15 protein-coding genes are annotated in these 18240 nt (G+C 61.8%); 13 read left to right on the plus strand and 2 right to left on the minus strand.

Going from position 1 to position 18240, the window contains the following annotated elements; genetic code table 11:
- The 7 genes from J3P93_RS17040 to J3P93_RS17070 all read left to right on the plus strand — a co-directional run bounded on the left by J3P93_RS17040 (position 1) and on the right by J3P93_RS17070 (position 7417).
- Positions 1–645 (plus strand): isochorismatase family cysteine hydrolase, encoded by a 645-nt coding sequence (locus J3P93_RS17040; protein ID WP_434589893.1) that lies wholly within the window; start codon positions 1–3, stop codon positions 643–645.
- Entirely contained in the window at positions 642–1973 is a 1332-nt protein-coding gene (locus tag J3P93_RS17045; protein WP_434589896.1) for a glutamine synthetase, read from the plus strand. The genes J3P93_RS17040 and J3P93_RS17045 overlap by 4 nt, the downstream gene beginning before the upstream one ends.
- Positions 1957–2709 carry an N-formylglutamate amidohydrolase gene (locus tag J3P93_RS17050; protein WP_434589898.1) on the plus strand — a complete coding sequence of 251 codons (753 nt, stop codon included), beginning with the start codon at positions 1957–1959 and terminating at the stop codon, positions 2707–2709. The genes J3P93_RS17045 and J3P93_RS17050 overlap by 17 nt, the downstream gene beginning before the upstream one ends.
- Positions 2710–2801: 92 nt before the next feature.
- Positions 2802–4151 carry an APC family permease gene (locus tag J3P93_RS17055; protein ID WP_434589901.1) on the plus strand — a complete coding sequence of 450 codons (1350 nt, stop codon included), beginning with the start codon at positions 2802–2804 and terminating at the stop codon, positions 4149–4151.
- A gap of 118 nt (positions 4152–4269) precedes the next feature.
- On the plus strand, positions 4270–5286 hold the full coding sequence (locus J3P93_RS17060) for an arginine N-succinyltransferase (protein WP_434589903.1): 1017 nt from the start codon (positions 4270–4272) through the stop codon (positions 5284–5286).
- Between the two features lie 61 nt (positions 5287–5347).
- Positions 5348–6382 carry an arginine N-succinyltransferase gene (gene astA / locus J3P93_RS17065; protein WP_434589906.1) on the plus strand — a complete coding sequence of 345 codons (1035 nt, stop codon included), beginning with the start codon at positions 5348–5350 and terminating at the stop codon, positions 6380–6382.
- A 165-nt stretch (positions 6383–6547) separates the two neighbouring features.
- The gene (locus J3P93_RS17070) at positions 6548–7417 is read left to right on the plus strand and encodes an isocitrate lyase/PEP mutase family protein (RefSeq protein ID WP_024012471.1); all 870 of its coding nucleotides are present in this window, start codon (positions 6548–6550) and stop codon (positions 7415–7417) included.
- Between the two features lie 148 nt (positions 7418–7565).
- Here the strand turns inward: J3P93_RS17070 and J3P93_RS17075 are convergent, their stop codons facing one another.
- Together J3P93_RS17075 and J3P93_RS17080 are read right to left on the minus strand one after the other, a co-directional pair.
- Positions 7566–8804 (minus strand): M20/M25/M40 family metallo-hydrolase, encoded by a 1239-nt coding sequence (locus J3P93_RS17075; RefSeq protein ID WP_434589909.1) that lies wholly within the window; start codon positions 8802–8804, stop codon positions 7566–7568.
- Between the two features lie 212 nt (positions 8805–9016).
- Complete coding sequence (locus tag J3P93_RS17080; protein WP_434589912.1) at positions 9017–10090, minus strand: diguanylate cyclase; 1074 nt, start codon at positions 10088–10090, stop codon at positions 9017–9019.
- 177 nt (positions 10091–10267) lie between these two features.
- Here J3P93_RS17080 and J3P93_RS17085 point away from each other — a divergent pair, with 177 nt between their 5' ends.
- From J3P93_RS17085 to hglS, 6 genes are all read left to right on the plus strand, one after another.
- The gene (locus J3P93_RS17085; protein ID WP_434589914.1) at positions 10268–11722 is read left to right on the plus strand and encodes a flavin-containing monooxygenase; all 1455 of its coding nucleotides are present in this window, start codon (positions 10268–10270) and stop codon (positions 11720–11722) included.
- Between the two features lie 21 nt (positions 11723–11743).
- Positions 11744–12670, plus strand: coding sequence for an alpha/beta fold hydrolase (locus J3P93_RS17090; protein ID WP_434589917.1), 927 nt, complete (start codon positions 11744–11746; stop codon positions 12668–12670).
- 92 nt (positions 12671–12762) lie between these two features.
- A complete protein-coding gene (gene glcD / locus J3P93_RS17095) occupies positions 12763–14262 on the plus strand; it encodes a glycolate oxidase subunit GlcD (protein WP_434589920.1) in 1500 nt (499 codons plus the stop codon).
- Entirely contained in the window at positions 14262–15311 is a 1050-nt protein-coding gene (gene glcE / locus J3P93_RS17100) for a glycolate oxidase subunit GlcE (RefSeq protein ID WP_434589923.1), read from the plus strand. Before glcD ends, glcE begins: the two co-directional genes overlap by 1 nt.
- A 2-nt stretch (positions 15312–15313) precedes the next feature.
- The gene (glcF, locus tag J3P93_RS17105) at positions 15314–16534 is read left to right on the plus strand and encodes a glycolate oxidase subunit GlcF (protein ID WP_434589926.1); all 1221 of its coding nucleotides are present in this window, start codon (positions 15314–15316) and stop codon (positions 16532–16534) included.
- An 88-nt stretch (positions 16535–16622) separates the two neighbouring features.
- On the plus strand, positions 16623–18011 hold the full coding sequence (gene hglS / locus J3P93_RS17110; RefSeq protein ID WP_434589929.1) for a 2-oxoadipate dioxygenase/decarboxylase HglS: 1389 nt from the start codon (positions 16623–16625) through the stop codon (positions 18009–18011).
- Positions 18012–18240: the final 229 nt, after the last annotated feature.

Raw genomic sequence — 18240 nt, forward strand, 5'->3', positions numbered from 1 at the left:
ATGTTCAGCCTTCCCCACCGCTCGCCGCGGGACTTGCCGTTTGCCAGCGACCACACCGCACTGCTGCTGGTGGACATGCAGCGTGCCTGGCTCGAACCACAGTTCGATGCTCACCTGACGGGGCCTGACGCCGAGTATTTCCTCAGCCGCGCACGCACCCAGGTGGTGCCCAACCAACAACGCTTGCTCGCGGGGTTTCGGCAGGCCCGGCAGAACGTCCTGCACACGATCATCGAAAGCCTGACCGCCGACGGCCGCGACCGCTCGCTCGATCACAAACTCTCGGACATGCACCTGCCCAAAGGCAGCGCGCAGGCGCAGATCATTGCTGAACTGACCCCGGCGGAAAACGAAATCGTCCTGCCGAAGACCTCTTCCGGCGTGTTCAACTCGACCAACATCGACTACGTCCTGCGCAACCTCGAAACCCGCCATTTGATCATCGCCGGCATCGTCACCGACCAATGCGTCGACATGGCCGTGCGCGACGCTGCTGACCGCGGTTATCTGGTCACGCTGGTGGAAGATGCCTGCGCCACCTACAGCGCCGAACGCCATCACGCCTGCCTCAACGCGATCAAGGGTTACTGCTGGATCACCGACACCGACACCGTGCTCGGCCGCTTGCAGGAAATGCAGGCATGAGCGCGCGCCTGACACCGCTGCCGCTGACCACGCTGGTCACCACGGACCTGATCGGCATCACCCGTGGCCGCTCGTTTCCTACCGATGAACTGGAGCATTACCAAGCCACCGGATGCGGCTGGGTGCCGGCCAACAGCGCGTTGACGCCACAGGACATCATCGCCTCGACCAATCCATGGGGTGCGTACGGTGACTTGCGGCTGATTGCCGATTTGAGCAGCCGCGTCACCGTCAGCAATGGCCCGGACGCCAATGCCCCGGCCCTGGATTTCCTCCACGGCGATATTCGCGAGACCGACGGCCGCCCGTGGGGCGCCTGCCCGCGCACGTTGCTGCGCGACGAAATCGAGCGTTATCGCGACGAGCTGGGCCTGCAGGTCAACGCGGCGTTCGAACACGAATTCAACCTGCACGCCGGGGTTGCCGAGCATCTGGCTTTCTCGCTCCAGGCCCAGCGTCAGGGCGCCGAGTTTGGCGGCTGGCTGCTCAGCGCGTTGCGCGCCGGTGGCGTCGAGCCGGAGATGTTTCTGCCTGAATACGGCAAGCACCAATACGAAATCACCTGTCGCCCGGCCCTCGGCGTGGCGGCAGCCGATCGTGCAGTGAACGTGCGCGAGATCAGCCGCGAGATCGCCCGGCAAATGGGTCTGGACCTGAGCTTCGCGCCGAAAACCAAAGCTGACGCGGTGTGCAACGGCGTGCACCTGCATGTCAGCCTGCTCGATCTGGCAGGCCAGCCGATGCTGTACGACGCCGGCACCAGTAACGGCCTGTCGAGCATTGGCCAACACTGGGCGGCGGGGATCCTGCATTATTTGCCGGCGCTGTGTGCGTTTACCGCGCCGACGCCGGTGTCTTACCAGCGCTTGCAGCCGCATCACTGGAGCGCGTCCTATGCGTGTCTGGGTCAGCAAAACCGCGAAGCAGCGCTGCGCATCTGCCCGACCGTCAGCCTTGGCGGCAAGTCCGTCGCCCAGCAGTTCAATGTGGAATTCCGCGCGATGGACGCCACCGCTTCGCCGCATCTGGCCATGGCCGCATTGCTGATTGCCGGACGGCTGGGCATCGAACAGCGTCTGGCGCTGAACGCGATCACCGATGAAATTCCCGATTCACTCAACGACGAGCAACGCAAGGCCCGGGGCATTGTCGCCCTGCCCGCCTCGCTGGCGCAGGCGCTGGAATGCCTGCGCAACAGCCCCGCGTTCACCGAGTGGCTGCCCAAGCCATTGCTCGACACCTATTACGCCCTGAAAACCGAGGAACTGGCGCTGACGGAACAGCTCTCGCCCGCTGACTTGTGTGAGCACTATGCACGCCTGTACTGAATCCACCGAGCACGGGTTGTACACCCGCCCGGCTTACAACCTGATCCGCGAGGATTCGCCACACCCGTTGATTCTGGTGTGCGAACACGCCAGCCGCTACATTCCCGCTGCCCTGAACAATCTGGGCCTGGACGAGGCCGCGGCGCAGGAACATATCGCCTGGGACATCGGCGCCCTGCAACTGGCCGAACAGCTTTCCGAACAACTTGGCGCGACCTTGCTGAGCGCCAACTATTCGCGGCTGCTGATCGACCTGAACCGGCCCCGGCATGCCGCGGACAGCATTCCGGCGCAAAGCGAGATCTATCAGGTGCCGGGCAATCGCGAACTTGATGAAGTCACTCGTGAGTACCGTCGGCAGATGCTGTTCAAGCCCTTTCACGCGCGTTTGCAAACGTTGATCGACGAACGCATCGCCCACGGGCAACCTGTACGCGTGGTCGGGATTCACAGTTTCACCCCGGTGTATTACGGCCAGCCACGAACGCTGGAAGCCGGCGTGCTGTTCGGCCAGGCCAAAGCCTATGCCCAACGCCTGCTCGACGGTCTCGAAGCGCATCCGCTGAAAGTGGCCGGCAATCAGCCATACCGCATCGACCCGCTGGGCGACATGACCGTACCGGTGCATGGCGACGCTCGTGGTCTCGACTCGGTGCTGATCGAGGTGCGCAACGACCTGCTGCGCAGCCCCGCAGCCGTGTCGCGCTGGGCCGGTTACCTCGCGCCCTTGCTGTAATCGATATGGCAGTAACGAAACACCGCTGACGCTGTAAACGACGGACCGAAAACGACTACAACGACCGATTGGCTGACAAGGAGGTAGGCTTCATGGAAATTGAACAATTCGGCTACAAACAAGAGTTGAAACGTAGCCTGACGCTGACCGACCTGGTGGTGTACGGGATGATCTTCATGATCCCCATCGCCCCGTTCGGTGTGTATGGCTACGTCAACGCCGAGGCGCCGGGCATGGTGCCGCTGGCCTACATCATCGGCATGGTGGCGATGCTGTTCACCGCGCTGAGCTACGGCAGCATGGCCAAGGCCTTTCCGATCGCCGGCTCGGTGTATTCCTATGCGCAACGCGGGCTGAATCAACACGTCGGTTTCATCGCCGGCTGGCTGATGCTGCTCGACTACCTGCTGATTCCGCCGCTGCTCTACGTGTACGCGGCCATGGCGTTAAACCATTTGTATCCGGACATTCCGAAAGTCGGCTTCATTCTGGCATTCCTGGTCAGCGCGACGTTCGTCAACCTGCGCGGAATCACCTTTACCGCACGGATGAACATCGTCTTCCTGCTAGCACAACTGGTGGTGCTGGGGATTTTCCTGATCTACGCCTGGAATGCCCTGCACAACGGCGGCGGCAACGGCGAGCTGACGCTGGCGCCGCTGTATCACCCGGAAACCTTCAATTTCGCCCTGCTGATGCAAGCGGTATCGATTGCCGTGCTGTCGTTCCTCGGCTTTGACGCAATCTCTACCCTCGCCGAAGAAATCAAGGGCGATCCGGGCAAGAGCGTCGGCAAAGCGGCGCTGCTGACCCTGCTGGTGATGGGGGTGATTTTCGTCGTGCAAACCTGGATTGCCACCGATCTGGCGGCGGGCATGGGTTTCAAATCCGCCGACACCGCGTTCTATGAAATTGCCGAAATCGCCGCCGGCAGCTGGCTGGCGACCCTGACCGCAGTCGCCACGGCGCTGGCCTGGGGCGTGGCGGTGGCAATCACCTCGCAAGCCGCCGTATCGCGTCTGCTGTTCGGCATGGCCCGCGATGGCAAGTTGCCTAAAGTGCTGGCCAAGGTGCACCCGAAACACAACACGCCGTACCTGAGCATTTACCTGGTGGCCGTGCTGTCGCTGGTGATCTGCTACCTGTTCATCAATTCGGTCGACACCCTGACCTCGCTGGTCAACTTCGGCGCACTGAGCGGTTTCATGCTGCTGCACCTGACCGTGATCAACTACTACTGGCGTCGGCGGAAATCCGGTCAGATCGTGCGACATCTGCTCTGCCCGGTGGTCGGTTTCATCATCGTCGCGGCCATCATGTACAACATGGGCGTCGATGCGCAGAAACTCGGCCTGATCTGGATTGCCCTGGGTCTGGTGTACCTGTTCTTCCTAAACAAATTCGGGGCCAGCACCGCGCTGCCGGACCCGAGCAACGGCTGACAAGAAAAAGAGCAGCGTCTGACAACGAATCAGGCGACTGCCGATTTATTGCGTGGAAACCGACAGTGATAGTCAGGTTCGGCGCCATCGCCGAACCTTTTGATACAGGAGTACATCCATGCTGGTCTTACGCCCGGTCGAGCAGACTGACCTGCCCCAGCTTCAACAATTGGCCCGCGACAGCCTGCTGGGCGTAACCTCGTTGCCGGACGACAGCGAACGCCTGCACGAGAAAATCGCCGCGTCCATCACCTCGTTTGCCAGCCCTGCGGCAGCGCATGGCCCGGAGAGTTATTGCTTCGTGCTCGAAGACCTCGACAGCCAGCGCTTGCGCGGCTGCTCGGAAATTCTCGCTACCGCCGGCTATGACGAGCCGTTTTACAGCCTGCGCAACCGCCATTTCACCAGCGCGTCGCGGGAGCTGAACATCGAACACGGCGTGCCGGCGCTGTCGCTGTGCCACGATCTCAACGACCATACGCTGCTGCGCGGCTTCCACATCGACGCGGCGCTGGTGCGTACGCCGTTTTCCGAGTTGCTGTCACGGGCGCGTCTGCTGTTCATCGCCGCCCACGCGCCGCGCTTTGCCGAAGCGGTGATCACCGAAATCGTCGGTTACAGCGACGAGGACGGGCATTCGCCGTTCTGGGACGCGCTGGGCAAGCACTTCTTCGACCTGCCCTACGCCGAGGCCGAACGCTTGTGTGGCCTGCAGAGCCGAAGGTTTCTCGCCGAACTGATGCCGCAATACCCGATCTACGTGCCCATGCTGCCGCCCGCGGCGCAGGACTGCATCGGTCGCGTCCATCCGGATGGTCAGGAGGCGTTCGATATTCTTGAACGCGAAGGCTTCGAGACCAACAGCTACATCGATCTGTTCGATGCCGGCCCGACCCTTTACGCGCGCACGGCCAACATTCGATCGGTCACCCATAGCCAGATCGCCCGCGTGCGGCAAGAGGCGCACATCGATGCGCGTGGCCGTTTTCTACTGAGCAACGACGCGCTGCACGGTTTCCGCGCCATCGTCGCCGAGCTGGATTACCACCCCGATCAACCGCTGGCTGTCACCGCCGCCATGTGCGCGGCGCTGAACGTGACCGATGGCAGCCCGATTCGGCTGATTGCCCTGTGAACCCCACCCGGATCCACCACCAACGACAACGCCCGAACAGGCGCGCAGAAGGAGTGACAGGATGATTGTCCGCCCGGTGAAAGTCAGCGATCTGCCCGCCCTGATGGCCTTGGTGCAACAGGCTGGCCCGGGGTTCACCACCCTGCCGGCCAATGAAGAGCGCCTGACTCATCGCGTGCGCTGGGCGCAACGGGCGTTTGCCGAACAGGTGGAACGCGCCGATGCCGACTATCTGTTTGTCCTAGAAGACGACGAGATGCGCGTGGTCGGCGTCAGTGCGATGGCCGGGGCGGTCGGCCTGCGCGAGCCCTGGTACAACTATCGGGTCGGTATAACGGTGAGTTCGGCGCCGGACCTCGGTATCCAGCGGCAGATCCCGACACTGTTCCTCAACAACGAACTGACTGGCCAGTCCGAGCTGTGCTCGCTGTTTCTGAGCCATGACCAGCGCCACGGTAGCAACGGTCGCCTGCTCTCGCTCGGGCGTTTGCTGTTTGCTGCGGAATTCCCCCATCTGTTCGGTGAAAAGATGATTGCCGAACTGCGCGGCAGCGCCGATGAACAAGGCTGTTCGCCGTTCTGGGACAGTCTCGGTCGGCATTTCTTCCAGATGGACTTCAGCCATGCCGACCACTTGTCCGGGCTTGGCAACAAAGCCTTCATCGCTGAACTGATGCCGCGCCAGCCGCTGTACACCTGCATGCTCACTGAAGCAGCCCAGGCCGCCATCGGTCAGGCGCACCCGAACACCGAGCCGGCGCTGAAAATCCTCCAGGCTGAGGGTTTCGCCCACAAGGGCTACATCGACATCTTCGACGGTGGCCCGGTGATCGAAGCACCGCTGCGCAATATCCGCACCGTGCGCGACAGTGCGGAGCTGACCTTGAGCCTCGGTAGCCCGGACGAACAGGCACCGTTGTGGCTGATTCACAACCGTCGGCTGGAGAACTGCCGCATCACCGTGGCCCGTGCGCGCCGGGTCGGCAGCAGCCTGGTGATCGACCGACTCACGGCCAAACGACTGCAACTGCAACCGGGCAATTCGGTACGGGCGGTCACGCTGCCAAATCAACAGCAACAGGCGGTGGCAGCCTGACCGTCGCCACCGTCAGGGTAAATCCTTTCAGCAAACAGCAGGTCAACGCTGCGGCTGGTGCAAATTCGTCATGATCATTGACCCATTCGCGTGATAGCCTTTTCATTCTTCGGCGTTGACACATTTGTTCAAGCCGTTCCATTCCTTGGTATTGGTGGAACTCGAATGACCAGGCTTTCTCATCAAGATTTGCGCCGTAACTTCCGTCAGTTGCTGGCCTCCGACACCTGCTACCACACGGCCTCGGTGTTTGATCCGATGTCCGCGCGCATTGCTGCCGATCTCGGTTTTGAAGTGGGGATTCTCGGCGGTTCCGTGGCCTCGTTGCAGGTCCTCGGCGCCCCGGACTTTGCCCTGATCACCCTCAGCGAGTTCGCCGAACAAGCCACCCGCATCGGCCGCGTTGCCCAATTGCCAGTGATCGCCGATGCCGACCACGGCTACGGCAACGCCCTGAATGTGATGCGCACCATCGTTGAACTGGAACGAGCCGGCGTCGCTGCGCTGACCATCGAAGACACCTTGTTGCCGGCGCAATTCGGCCGTAAATCCACCGACCTGATCACCGTCGCCGAAGGCGTCGGCAAGATCCGCGCGGCGCTGGAAGCCCGGGTCGACACGGAAATGGCCATTATCGCCCGCACCAATGCCGGCATTCTGCCGAACCAGGAAATCATCAGCCGCACCCGCCAATACCAAGCGGCTGGCGCCGATGGCATCTGCATGGTCGGTGTACAAGACTTCGATCAGCTCGAGCAGATTGCCGAGCACCTCACCGTACCGCTGATGCTGGTGACCTACGGCAACCCGGCGCTGCGCGACGACAAACGCCTGGCCGAACTCGGCGTGCGCGTGACCATCGACGGGCATGGCGCTTACTTTGCGGCGATCAAAGCGACTTACGACAGCCTGCGCGAGCAACGGCAGATCTTCACTCAGGCCGCCGATCTCAGCGCGACAGAATTGACCCACACCTATACCCAACCGGAGGAATACATCCTCTGGGCCAAGGAGTACATGAGCGTCAAGGAGTGATGTCCGAAACAAAAGCCCCTCACCGCATCAATGATCGTTCCCACGCTCTGCGTGGGAATGCAGCCCGGGACGCTCTGCGTCCCAGCCCAAAGCCGAACGCGGAGCGTCCGTAGAGGCATTCCCACGCAGAGCGTGGGAACGATCACCTTTATCGTGGCTTCGACAGCTCCATGATCATCCGCGACAACAAATAAATCCGCGGCGCCACGCTCGCCACTTCGGCGTATTCCTCCGGCGTATGGATATTGCCGCCAACAATGCCAAAACCATCCAGCGTCGGCGTGCCGACCCCGGCAGACAAACTCGCATCCGCCGCGCCACCACTGCCCTCCTCGGTCAGTTTGCGGCCGATCTCGCCGTAGATGCCTTGGGCCATGGCCATCAGGCGATCCGACTCCGCCGTTTGCGGCATCGGCGGCAAGCCACGTTGCAAGGAAGTCTTCACTTCAGTCTCAGGAATCAACTTGTCCTGAGAGACCCGTGCCAGGTCCTTTTCGATCCGGTCGAACTCTTCAGGTACCGCCGCGCGTACGTCAGCCTTGGCCGTGGCTTGATCGGGAATCACGTTGGTGCGGTCACCGGCCTTGAGCACGGTGAAGTTGATGGTGGTCTTCTTCGCCTCATCGCCAAGCTTGCCCAGTTGCAGAATCTGGTGCGCTGCTTCCATGGCGGCGTTGCGCCCCAGTTCCGGCGCGACACCGGCATGCGCGGCTTTGCCCTTGACCTCCACCAGCGCCGTTGCGCTGCCCTTGCGCCACACCACCAGGCCATCGGCCGGGCGGCCCGGCTCGAGGTTGAGGGTCACGTCGTGCTGTCTGGCGGTTTTCTTGATCAGGTCGGTGGCGACGTCCGAACCGGTTTCTTCGCTGGCGTCGAGCAGGAAGGTGATTTGCGCGTAGTCCTTGAAATCAAGGTTCTTCAGCACTTTCAGCGCATAAATCCCGGCGACGATACCGCCCTTGTCGTCCATCACTCCCGGCCCGTAGGCGCGGCCGTCCTTGATGTGAAATGGCCGCTCGGCCGCCGAGCCTTCCTTGAAAACGGTGTCCATGTGCGCCATCAGCAGGATTTTTGCCTTGCCGGTGCCTTTCAGCGTCGCCAGTACATGGCTGGACTTATCTGGCGTGTTCGGCACCAGCTCGATCGTCGCGCCGAGCTTTTTCAGCTCATCGATAGCAATCTCGCTGACTTGCTTGAGGCCAGGTTCGTAACCGGAACCGGAGTCGATATTGACCAGCCGCTCAAGCAGCTTCAGCGCTTCGGGCTGGTACTGCTCGGCATCGGCGAGCACTTGTTTATGCGGTTCGGCGAAGGCGCCGGTGGCAGCGAGGGTCAGAGACAGGCCGAGGCTGGCGGCCAGCAGGGAGCGAGGAAATGAGAACGTCATGAAGCGGTCCTTGTTTCGCGTACGGGGGCCTTTAACCGTACCCGACATCGGCGCGAGGCTCTACACCGGATGCGACACTGACCTAACCAACAACACAACACCCTGTAGGAGTGAGCCTGCTCGCGATAACGGTGGGTCAGCCGACTACGATGTCACCTGACACGACGCCATCGCGAGCAGGCTCACTCCTACAAAGGTTTTGTGGAGGGCAATCAGACCGAATCGAGCACCGGCTGGCGAGGCTGCTCGTCGCAATTGCAGATCACCCGATTACGCCCGCTCGCCTTGGCTTCGTATAACGCCTGATCGGCCTCATTGAGCCAGCGGGTGGCGTCGGCATGCGCCGGATCGTAAGCCGCCAGGCCAATGCTCAAACTGACCTTCAGCGCCGGATTCTGCTCATAGCCAAGAATTGCGAAACGCTCGCGCAACGCTTCCATGGCCTGGGCGGCGTTGAACAGCGGCAACTCGGGCAGGATCACGCAGAACTCGTCGCCGCCATAGCGTCCGGCCACATCCGTCGCGCGCAGGTTGTGCTTGAGCAATTTGCTCAACTGGCGCAACACGATATCGCCGGCGACATGGCCGTAGGTGTCGTTGATCGTCTTGAAATGATCGATGTCGATCAACGCAATCGCCGCGCCCTGCTGCTGCCGTCTGCAGCGCTGAAAGGCAATTTCCAGTTGATCTTTCCAGGCGCCGTGGTTAAGCAGCCCGGTCAGGCTGTCGGTGCGGCTCAGGGCGAGCAGTTCGCGTTTATGCCGGCCGAGATTGTAGGCCTGACGAAAGCAGATCCAGCCCAGTGCCAACGGGTACAACAGCAGTAACGGGAAACACGCGTACATCTGCGCAGGCGAGGTTTGCGGGATGAATGCCGGGGCAAATACCGCCAGGCCGACGAACACCCCAAGCAATTGCGCAGCAGAACCTGCCAACAGAAAGCGTGCACCGCCGATCGCGACGTTGTTCATCGCCATCATCGAAATGGTCACCGCCGTGGGCAATGGATTGAAATGCATCGCGGCGACCCAGAAACCACCGAGAAACGCATCGATCAACAGATTTCGGTGTTCAGCATGATAGGGAACACGCGAGCGGCGCGCCCATTGAAACGCCAGATGTGGCCAGACCAGGCCGTTGAAGAACATCAGTGCCCAGACCCACAGCGGCGGATCGAGCGCATACATCGTCACGGACACACACAGCAGCCCAAGCAATAGCCCGAGGATTCGCGACGTATAGAGCCTCCTGGCGACTGAAAGTCCCTTTCCTCCCGCATTTCCCATAAGGACCTCGATCACGCACTCCGCTGTGCGGATGTGATGGGAGTCTATCAGGGCGACGTTAATTCGCCATCACCGGTCAGCGGGCTGAATGGCGCGACATCAGGGGCGCGCACACGGCAAATATTTGGCTATACATGAAAGGAGCAAAATGGAAAAAAGACTATAAGAAGGAGGCCCATGCGCACCTACCAAGTGTTGATCATCGGCAGCGGTTTTGGCGGCCAGTGTGCGGCGGTCAACCTGCTCAAGGCCGGCATCGACGATTTTCGCCTGCTGGAGCGCAGGGACTTCTTCGGCGGCACCTGGTGCCAGAACACCTACCCCGGCGCAGCGGTGGACGTGCCGTCGCCGCTGTATTCGCTGTCGTTCGCGCCCTACCGCTGGTCACAGATGTTCGCCGGGCAGGCCGAACTGCGACGCTACACCGAGCATGTCATTGACGCGTTCCATTTGCGTGACCGCGTTGAGCTGCAGACCAATGTCGAGCGCGTCGAATGGGACGAGTCGGCAAAACGCTGGTCCGTCCACACCAGCCGCCAAGGCACCTGGTACGCACAATTCCTGATCAATGCCAGCGGACCGCTAAGCCAGCCGGTAATCCCACATTTCCCGGGCCGGGATCGCTTCAAGGGCAAGACTTTTCATACAAACAACTGGGACCACAGCTACGACTATCGCGGCAAACGTGTGGCCATCGTCGGCAGCGGTGCCAGCGCGGTCCAGGTGATTCCAGCGATTGCGCCGCAAGTGGAACATTTGCACGTATTCCAGCGCACACCACATTGGGTTCTGCCCCGCGCCGATCGCCGCTTCGGACCGATTCAACGCTGGCTGCTCGGTCGTAAACCCGCCTACAAACTGCTGCGCTGGCTGATCTACTGGCAGTTCGAAACCCGCGTGATCGCCTTCAAGTATTCGAAACCGGCGATCCACATGGTGCAGCAGCACGCCCTGCGCTTTCTCATACGACAGGTGCCGGACCCGCAGTTACGGGAAAAACTCATTCCGGACTTCACCATCGGCTGCAAACGCGTGCTGGTCTCCAGTACTTACTACCCGACGCTGAGCCGCGCGAACGTCACCTTGCACAGCCGCGAACAAGGCATCGCTTCCATCGACGAAACCGGGATCAACACCACAGACGGCCAGCATGTCGACGCGGATCTGATTGTCTGGTCGACCGGTTACGACGCCACCGACGGGGTGATTTCCTACCCGGTCAGCGGAAAAAACGCCGTGCAGCTCAGCGATGTCTGGGCCGAATATCCGCGCGCCTATCTGGGCACAAGCCTGCCGGACTTTCCCAACCTGTTTATCGTCACCGGACCGAACACCGGCATCGGCCATACCTCGGCGCTGTTCATCATCGAATCGCAGATGAACTACATCATTGACTGCATCCGCACCGTGCGCGATCAAGGGTTGCGCAGCATCGAAGTGCGCCGCGACGCAGAACGTACCTACACTGCAATGATCCATCGGGAAATGCAGCGCACGGTGTGGAAGTCCGGTGGTTGCCACAGTTGGTATCAAAGCAAGAGCGGTCATGTGATCGCCATGTTTCCCGGCTTCAGTTTCAGCTACTACCGTTTGACCCGGGCGCTGAAACCCGCCGACCACATTCTGTCCTGAACACGTAAAAGGAAGACGTCGATGCTTTTGCTGTTTGTCGCCCTCGCGGTTTTCGTGGCCTGGAGCTGGTTGAGTTACCCGGCGGTCGGGCACTGGCTGTATGACCTCAGCATGGCCATCGAGGCCAGGTTGTATAAATTGCACAAGATCGAAGTGCCGATCGCCGAAATGACGGTGTCGACCTGGCAGGGCGGGCCGTACGAAGCGGCCAGTGCGATCCTGATGCTGCACGGTTTCAGTGCCGACAAGAATCTGTGGCTGCGTTTCTCCCGGCACTTTGTGCGGCAGTATCGAGTGATCATTCCGGACTTGCCCGGCCACGGTGAAACCGGCTTCAAGGCCGGTGGCGGTTTTGATATTCCGCTGCAGGCCAAGCGCATGATCCAGTTGCTCGACGTCTGTGGCGTGGAAAAGGTGCATGTGATCGGCAACTCGATGGGCGGCTATCTGGCAGCGTGGCTGGCGGCAACCTGTCCCGAGCGAATCGCCTCGCTGGCGCTGATCGATCCGGCGGGCGTCACCGCGCCGCAGGCCAGCGACATGGAGCGGCATCTGGCGCGCGGGTACAACCCGTTTCTGGTCAATTCCCGCGAAGAGTTTCGCTATCTATACGCAATGACCATGGCCTCGCCGCCCTGGGTGCCGAAGGTTGTGCTCGACGCCATCGCTCAGCGTTACGTGCAGCAACGCGACGAATTGGAAGAAATCTTCCGTGACTTCCACGCCAGTCCGCCGATGGAACCGAAACTGGCAGAAATTCGCTGCCCGGCGCTGTTGCTGTGGGGACGCAAGGATCGCTTGATCGACGTCAGCAGCGTGCCGGTCTGGAGCAAGGGCATCGCGAATTTGCGTGTGGAGGTCTGGGACCACGTCGGGCACATGCCGATGGTCGAGCAGCCGACGCATAGCGCACGCCTGTATCAGGAGTTTCTTGGAAGCCAGCGATGACAACTTCCCCTGATCGTCCTGATCCTGATCGTTCCCAGAGACATCCCCACGCGCGAGCGTGGGAACCATCAGCGGCGGGGCCTGGAGCTGAGATGAACATCCTTTACGACGAGCGCCTCGACGGCCCGCTGCCGCAGGTGAACAAGGCCGAACTGCTCACGGCGCTGCAACGGGCCGTGCCTGACCTCGATCTGCTGTGGCGCGAGGAGGAACTGAAACCTTACGAATGCGACGGCCTCTCCGCCTATCGCACCACGCCGATGCTGGTCGCCCTGCCCCGGCGTCTCGATCAGGTGCAGAGCCTGCTCAAACTTTGCCACGCACAGAACGTCCCGGTGGTCGCGCGCGGTGCCGGCACCGGTTTGTCTGGCGGCGCCTTGCCGCTGGCACAGGGCGTGCTATTGGTGATGGCGCGGTTCAACAATATTCTGCATATCGACCCCGCCGCCCGCACCGCGCGGGTCCAGCCGGGGGTGCGCAATCTGGCGATCTCTCAGGCCGCCGCGCCGTTTGGCCTGTACTACGCGCCGGATCCATCCTCGCAGATCGCCTGTTCGATTGGCGGTAACGTCGCCGAAAACGCTGGCGGCGTGCATTGCCTCAAGTACGGTCTGACCGTGCACAACCTGCTGAAAATCGAAGTGCTGACCATCGAAGGCGAACGCCTGACCCTGGGCTCCGACGCGCTGGATTCGGCAGGTTTCGATTTGCTCGCGCTGTTCACCGGCTCCGAAGGCCTGCTGGGGATCATCACCGAAGTCACGGTCAGGTTGCTGCCCAGACCGCAAGTGGCGAAAGTCCTGCTGGCGAGTTTCGATTCGGTGGAAAAGGCTGGCCGCGCGGTAGCCGAAATCATCGCGGCGGGGATCATTCCCGGTGGCCTGGAAATGATGGACAACCTGGCCATCCGCGCCGCCGAAGACTTCATCCACGCCGGTTACCCGGTCGATGCCGAGGCCATTCTGCTGTGCGAACTCGATGGCGTCGAAGCCGATGTGCATGACGATTGCCAGCGTGTGCTCGAGGTCATGCTCGCCGCGGGGGCGACTGAGGTTCGTCAGGCGCAGGACGAAGCCGAGCGCGTGCGTTTCTGGGCCGGGCGCAAGAATGCCTTCCCGGCGATTGGCCGTTTGTCGCCGGACTATTACTGCATGGACGGCACCATTCCGCGCCGTGAATTGCCCGGTGTCCTGCAAGGCATCGCAACGCTTGCCGAAGAGTACGGTTTGCGCGTTGCCAACGTGTTTCATGCCGGCGACGGCAACATGCACCCGCTGATCCTGTTCGACGCCAACCAAGCGGGCGAACTGCAGCGCGCGGAAGCCTTGGGCGGCAAGATCCTCGAACTGTGCGTGCAGGTCGGCGGCAGCATCACCGGCGAACACGGGGTTGGCCGGGAGAAAATCAATCAAATGTGCGCGCAATTCAACAGTGACGAACTGAGCCTGTTCCATGCAGTAAAAGCGGCGTTCGACCCGCAAGGCCTGCTCAATCCCGGCAAGAACATCCCGACGCTGCACCGCTGCGCCGAATTTGGTGCCATGCACATTCACGCCGGGCAACTGCCATTCCCCGAGCTGGAGCGTTTCTGATGGCCGATTTCGACGGCGCCAGCGCCCTGCTCGATCAGGTCAACGCCGCGCGCGCCAATCGCACACCGTTGAAAATCCAGGGTGGCAACAGCAAGGCGTTTCTCGGCCGCGAGGTGGCGGGCGAAATACTCGACACACGCGCCCACCGCGGCATCGTGCGCTACGAACCGACCGAACTGGTGATCACCGCGCGCGCGGGGACGCCGTTATCAGAGCTGCTTTCAGCATTGGACAGCGCCGGGCAGATGCTGCCGTGCGAACCGCCGGCATTCGCCGACAGCGCCACCGTCGGCGGCATGATCGCTACCGGTTTATCGGGCCCGCGTCGGCCGTGGTCAGGCTCGGTGCGCGACTTCGTGCTCGGCACGCGGGTCATCACCGGCCTCGGTCAGCACTTGCGTTTTGGCGGCGAAGTGATGAAAAACGTCGCCGGCTACGACCTGTCGCGGCTGATGGCCGGCAGTTTTGGTTGCCTTGGCGTGCTCACTGAAGTTTCGCTGAAGGTCCTGCCCAAACCGCGCCAGTGCCTGAGCATTCGCCTGGATATCGACTGCGCTCGCGCGTTGAGCAAACTCGCCGAGTGGGGTCAGCAACCGCTGCCGATCAGTGCCGCGTGTCACGATGGCGAAAATCTGTACCTGCGCCTCGAGGGCGGCGAGGGTTCGGTGACCGCGGCGCATCAACGCCTGGGTGGCGAGCCGTTGGACTCGATTTTATGGCGTGATCTGAATGAGCATCGCCTGGCCTTTTTCGATGAAGGCCTGCCGCTATGGCGTCTGTCGCTGCCGAACAATCTCGGCCCGCTGGAACTGCCCGGCGAGCAATTGATCGACTGGGCCGGCGCGCAACGCTGGTTGAAGTCCGCCAGCGCCGACATTCATGCGCTCGCCCAGTCGCTGGGCGGCCATGCCACCTGTTTCCGCCACGGTGCCAGTGACACACCGTTCCAGCCGTTGCCGCCGACGCTGCTGCGCTATCACCGCCAGCTCAAGGCGCAACTCGATCCGCAAGGGCTGTTCAATCCCGGGCGGATGTACGCGGAGTTCTAGCCATGCAAACCACCCTCAGCGAACAAGCGCGACAGCTGCCCCGGGCCGCCGAGGCGGAAAAGATTCTGCGCACCTGCGTGCATTGCGGTTTTTGCAACGCGACCTGCCCGACCTATCAACTGCTCGGCGATGAACTCGACGGCCCGCGTGGGCGCATCTATCTGATCAAGCAAGTGCTCGAAGGCGCACCTGCGACCGCGCAGACGCAACTGCATCTGGATCGTTGCCTGTCCTGCCGCAATTGCGAAACCACCTGCCCGTCCGGCGTCGACTATCACAACCTGCTCGACATTGGCCGTGCGGTGGTCGATCAGGCCGTGCCGCGTACACCGGCTCAGCGGCTGTTGCGTAAGGGCCTGCGGGCGTTGGCGCCGAATCCACGCGTGTTCAAAAGCTTGTTGCGGGTAGGCGCGACGTTTCGCCCGCTGTTGCCGCGCTTGCTGGAAAGCAAACTGCCGCACGCGGTGTCAGGCAACGATTCGCGCCCTGCTCCTCGACATGCACGCCGCGTGTTGCTGCTTGAAGGTTGCGTGCAACCGGGGTTGTCGCCGAATACCAACGATGCGACGGCGCGAGTGCTGGATCGACTCGGCATCAGTGTCACCCCGGTTGCGGAGGCCGGTTGTTGCGGCGCGCTGGATTATCACCTCGACGCCCAAGCCAAAGGCCTCGATCGCGCCCGGCACAATATCGATGCGTGGTGGCCGCATTTGCAGAGCGGCGCCGAAGCGATCGTGCAAACGGCCAGCGGCTGCGGCGCCTTCATCAAGGACTACGGGCATTTGCTGGAAAACGATCCGGCTTACGCGGCCAAGGCTCGATACATCAGCGAGCGGACGCTGGATCTGGTGCAGATCCTTGCGCAGGAACCGCTGGAACAGGTGTGCGCTGCCAGCGAACAACGAATCGCCGTGCATTGCCCGTGCACCTTGCAGCACGCGCTGAAACTCGGCGGCGCGGTGGAGTCAGTGTTGACCCGTCTCGGATTCAATCTCACTGCCGTACCGGACGGCCATTTGTGTTGCGGCTCGGCGGGCACCTATTCACTGACGCAGCCGCTGCTGGCCCGGCAACTGCGCGACAACCGCCTCAACGCGCTGGAGAGCGGCCGGCCACAGTTGATCGTCACCTCCAACGTCGGTTGCCAAAGCCATCTGGCCAGCGCTGGGCGTACCCGCGTGTTGCACTGGATCGAGCTGGTGGATCAGTCGTTGGCAGAATGAAGTTCGTAGGATTCTTCGTTTGCCCGCGTGGGCGAAGGCTGCGATCTTTTCCGCCATCCATTCCGTGACCGTGGCAGGAATTTTTTTCATGACCGTGCAGCCGTTTGTCAGCCCCGACCTGATCCGCCAGCGCTTCTCCAAAGCGATGTCCGACATGTACCGCGCAGAAGTGCCGCTGTACGGCACGCTGATGGAATTGGTGGAACAGACCAACCGTGACGTGCTGGCTCGCCAACCGGACATCGCCCGGCAACTGCACAGCAGCGGTGAAATCGAACGCCTGGACATGGAGCGCCACGGCGCCATCCGCGTCGGCACCGCTACCGAACTGGCCACCCTCGCCCGCCTGTTTGCGGTGATGGGCATGCAGCCGGTGGGCTATTACGACCTGACGCCGGCGGGTGTGCCGGTGCATTCCACGGCGTTTCGCGCAGTGCATGAAGACGCTTTGCAGGTCAGCCCGTTTCGCGTGTTCACCTCGCTGCTGCGCCTGGAGCTGATTGAGGATCCCGGCGTGCGCGCCTTTGCCGAATCGGTGCTGGCTCGGCGATCTATTTTTACCCCGCAAGCATTGCGCCTGATCGCCCACGCTGAAACCGCGGGCGGGCTCAACGAAAGCGAGGCCGAGGCATTCGTCTTACAGGCACTGGAAACCTTTCGCTGGCATCACAGCGCCACCGTCAGCGCCGCGCAATACCAGACGCTGAGCGCGCAGCACCGTTTGATCGCCGATGTCGTCGCCTTCAAAGGTCCGCACATTAACCACCTGACCCCGCGTACGCTGGACATCGACCGCGTGCAGGAACAGATGCCGGCCCATGGCATCACCCCCAAAGCGGTGATCGAGGGCCCACCGCGCCGGCAATGTCCGATCCTGCTGCGCCAGACCAGTTTCAAAGCACTGGACGAGCCAATCGCCTTCACCGACCAGCAGCAGACCCGCGGCAGCCACAGCGCGCGCTTCGGCGAAATCGAACAACGCGGCGCCGCACTGACGCCCACAGGCCGCGCGCTGTACGACCGTTTGCTGAATGCAGCGCGGGATGAACTGGGCGAGTTTCCCAATGAAGGCAACGCCGCACGCTACAACGCGCTGATGACTCAACACTTTGGCGAATTCCCTGACAGCGCCGAGGGCATGCGCGAACAAGGGCTGGCGTACTTTCGCTATTTCGCTACGGAAAAAGGCATGGCGGCGAGTGGTCTCGGTGAGTCGTCGCTGGAAGATTTGTTGCGTGAGGGCCATGTGAAAGCCGAGCCACTGGTGTACGAAGATTTCCTGCCGGTCAGTGCCGCGGGGATTTTTCAGTCAAACCTCGGCGACGCGGCGCAGACGCACTATGGCGAACACTCCAATCGCCAAGCTTTCGAGCAGGCGCTCGGGCGCCCGACCATTGACGAACTGGGCTTGTATGCCGCGACGCAACAGCGCTCGATCGAGGAATGCGCCGCGGTGTTGCGGATCAAATTGCGCTGAGCTCTGGATTCACACAAATCACTCCTACAGGTCTCGCGGCGAACACAGACTTTGCGGCAAACCACAAATCCACTGTGGGAGCCAGCCTGCTGGCGATGGCGGTGTGTCAGCCACTGATGATTCGGAACCCGATGATTTGTCGGAACCGACGCCATCGCGAGCAGGCTCGCTCCCACAGGTTTTTGCGGTGAACTCAGACTTTGCGGCAAACCACAAAACCATTGTGGGA

This window comes from Pseudomonas sp. R3-57, assembly GCF_051132065.1.
In the GTDB taxonomy this organism is placed as follows: domain Bacteria; phylum Pseudomonadota; class Gammaproteobacteria; order Pseudomonadales; family Pseudomonadaceae; genus Aquipseudomonas.

Coding starts and splice junctions, on each gene's coding strand:
- J3P93_RS17080 (WP_434589912.1), bottom strand. CDS start 10,090: ATGGGAAATGCGGGAGGAAAGGGACTTTCAGTCGCCAGGAGGCTCTAT.
- J3P93_RS17040 (WP_434589893.1), top strand. CDS start 1: ATGTTCAGCCTTCCCCACCGCTCGCCGCGGGACTTGCCGTTTGCCAGC.
- astA (WP_434589906.1), top strand. CDS start 5,348: ATGATTGTCCGCCCGGTGAAAGTCAGCGATCTGCCCGCCCTGATGGCC.
- J3P93_RS17090 (WP_434589917.1), top strand. CDS start 11,744: ATGCTTTTGCTGTTTGTCGCCCTCGCGGTTTTCGTGGCCTGGAGCTGG.
- J3P93_RS17085 (WP_434589914.1), top strand. CDS start 10,268: ATGCGCACCTACCAAGTGTTGATCATCGGCAGCGGTTTTGGCGGCCAG.
- J3P93_RS17060 (WP_434589903.1), top strand. CDS start 4,270: ATGCTGGTCTTACGCCCGGTCGAGCAGACTGACCTGCCCCAGCTTCAA.
- glcF (WP_434589926.1), top strand. CDS start 15,314: ATGCAAACCACCCTCAGCGAACAAGCGCGACAGCTGCCCCGGGCCGCC.
- hglS (WP_434589929.1), top strand. CDS start 16,623: ATGACCGTGCAGCCGTTTGTCAGCCCCGACCTGATCCGCCAGCGCTTC.
- J3P93_RS17070 (WP_024012471.1), top strand. CDS start 6,548: ATGACCAGGCTTTCTCATCAAGATTTGCGCCGTAACTTCCGTCAGTTG.
- glcD (WP_434589920.1), top strand. CDS start 12,763: ATGAACATCCTTTACGACGAGCGCCTCGACGGCCCGCTGCCGCAGGTG.
- glcE (WP_434589923.1), top strand. CDS start 14,262: ATGGCCGATTTCGACGGCGCCAGCGCCCTGCTCGATCAGGTCAACGCC.
- J3P93_RS17075 (WP_434589909.1), bottom strand. CDS start 8,804: ATGACGTTCTCATTTCCTCGCTCCCTGCTGGCCGCCAGCCTCGGCCTG.
- J3P93_RS17050 (WP_434589898.1), top strand. CDS start 1,957: ATGCACGCCTGTACTGAATCCACCGAGCACGGGTTGTACACCCGCCCG.
- J3P93_RS17045 (WP_434589896.1), top strand. CDS start 642: ATGAGCGCGCGCCTGACACCGCTGCCGCTGACCACGCTGGTCACCACG.
- J3P93_RS17055 (WP_434589901.1), top strand. CDS start 2,802: ATGGAAATTGAACAATTCGGCTACAAACAAGAGTTGAAACGTAGCCTG.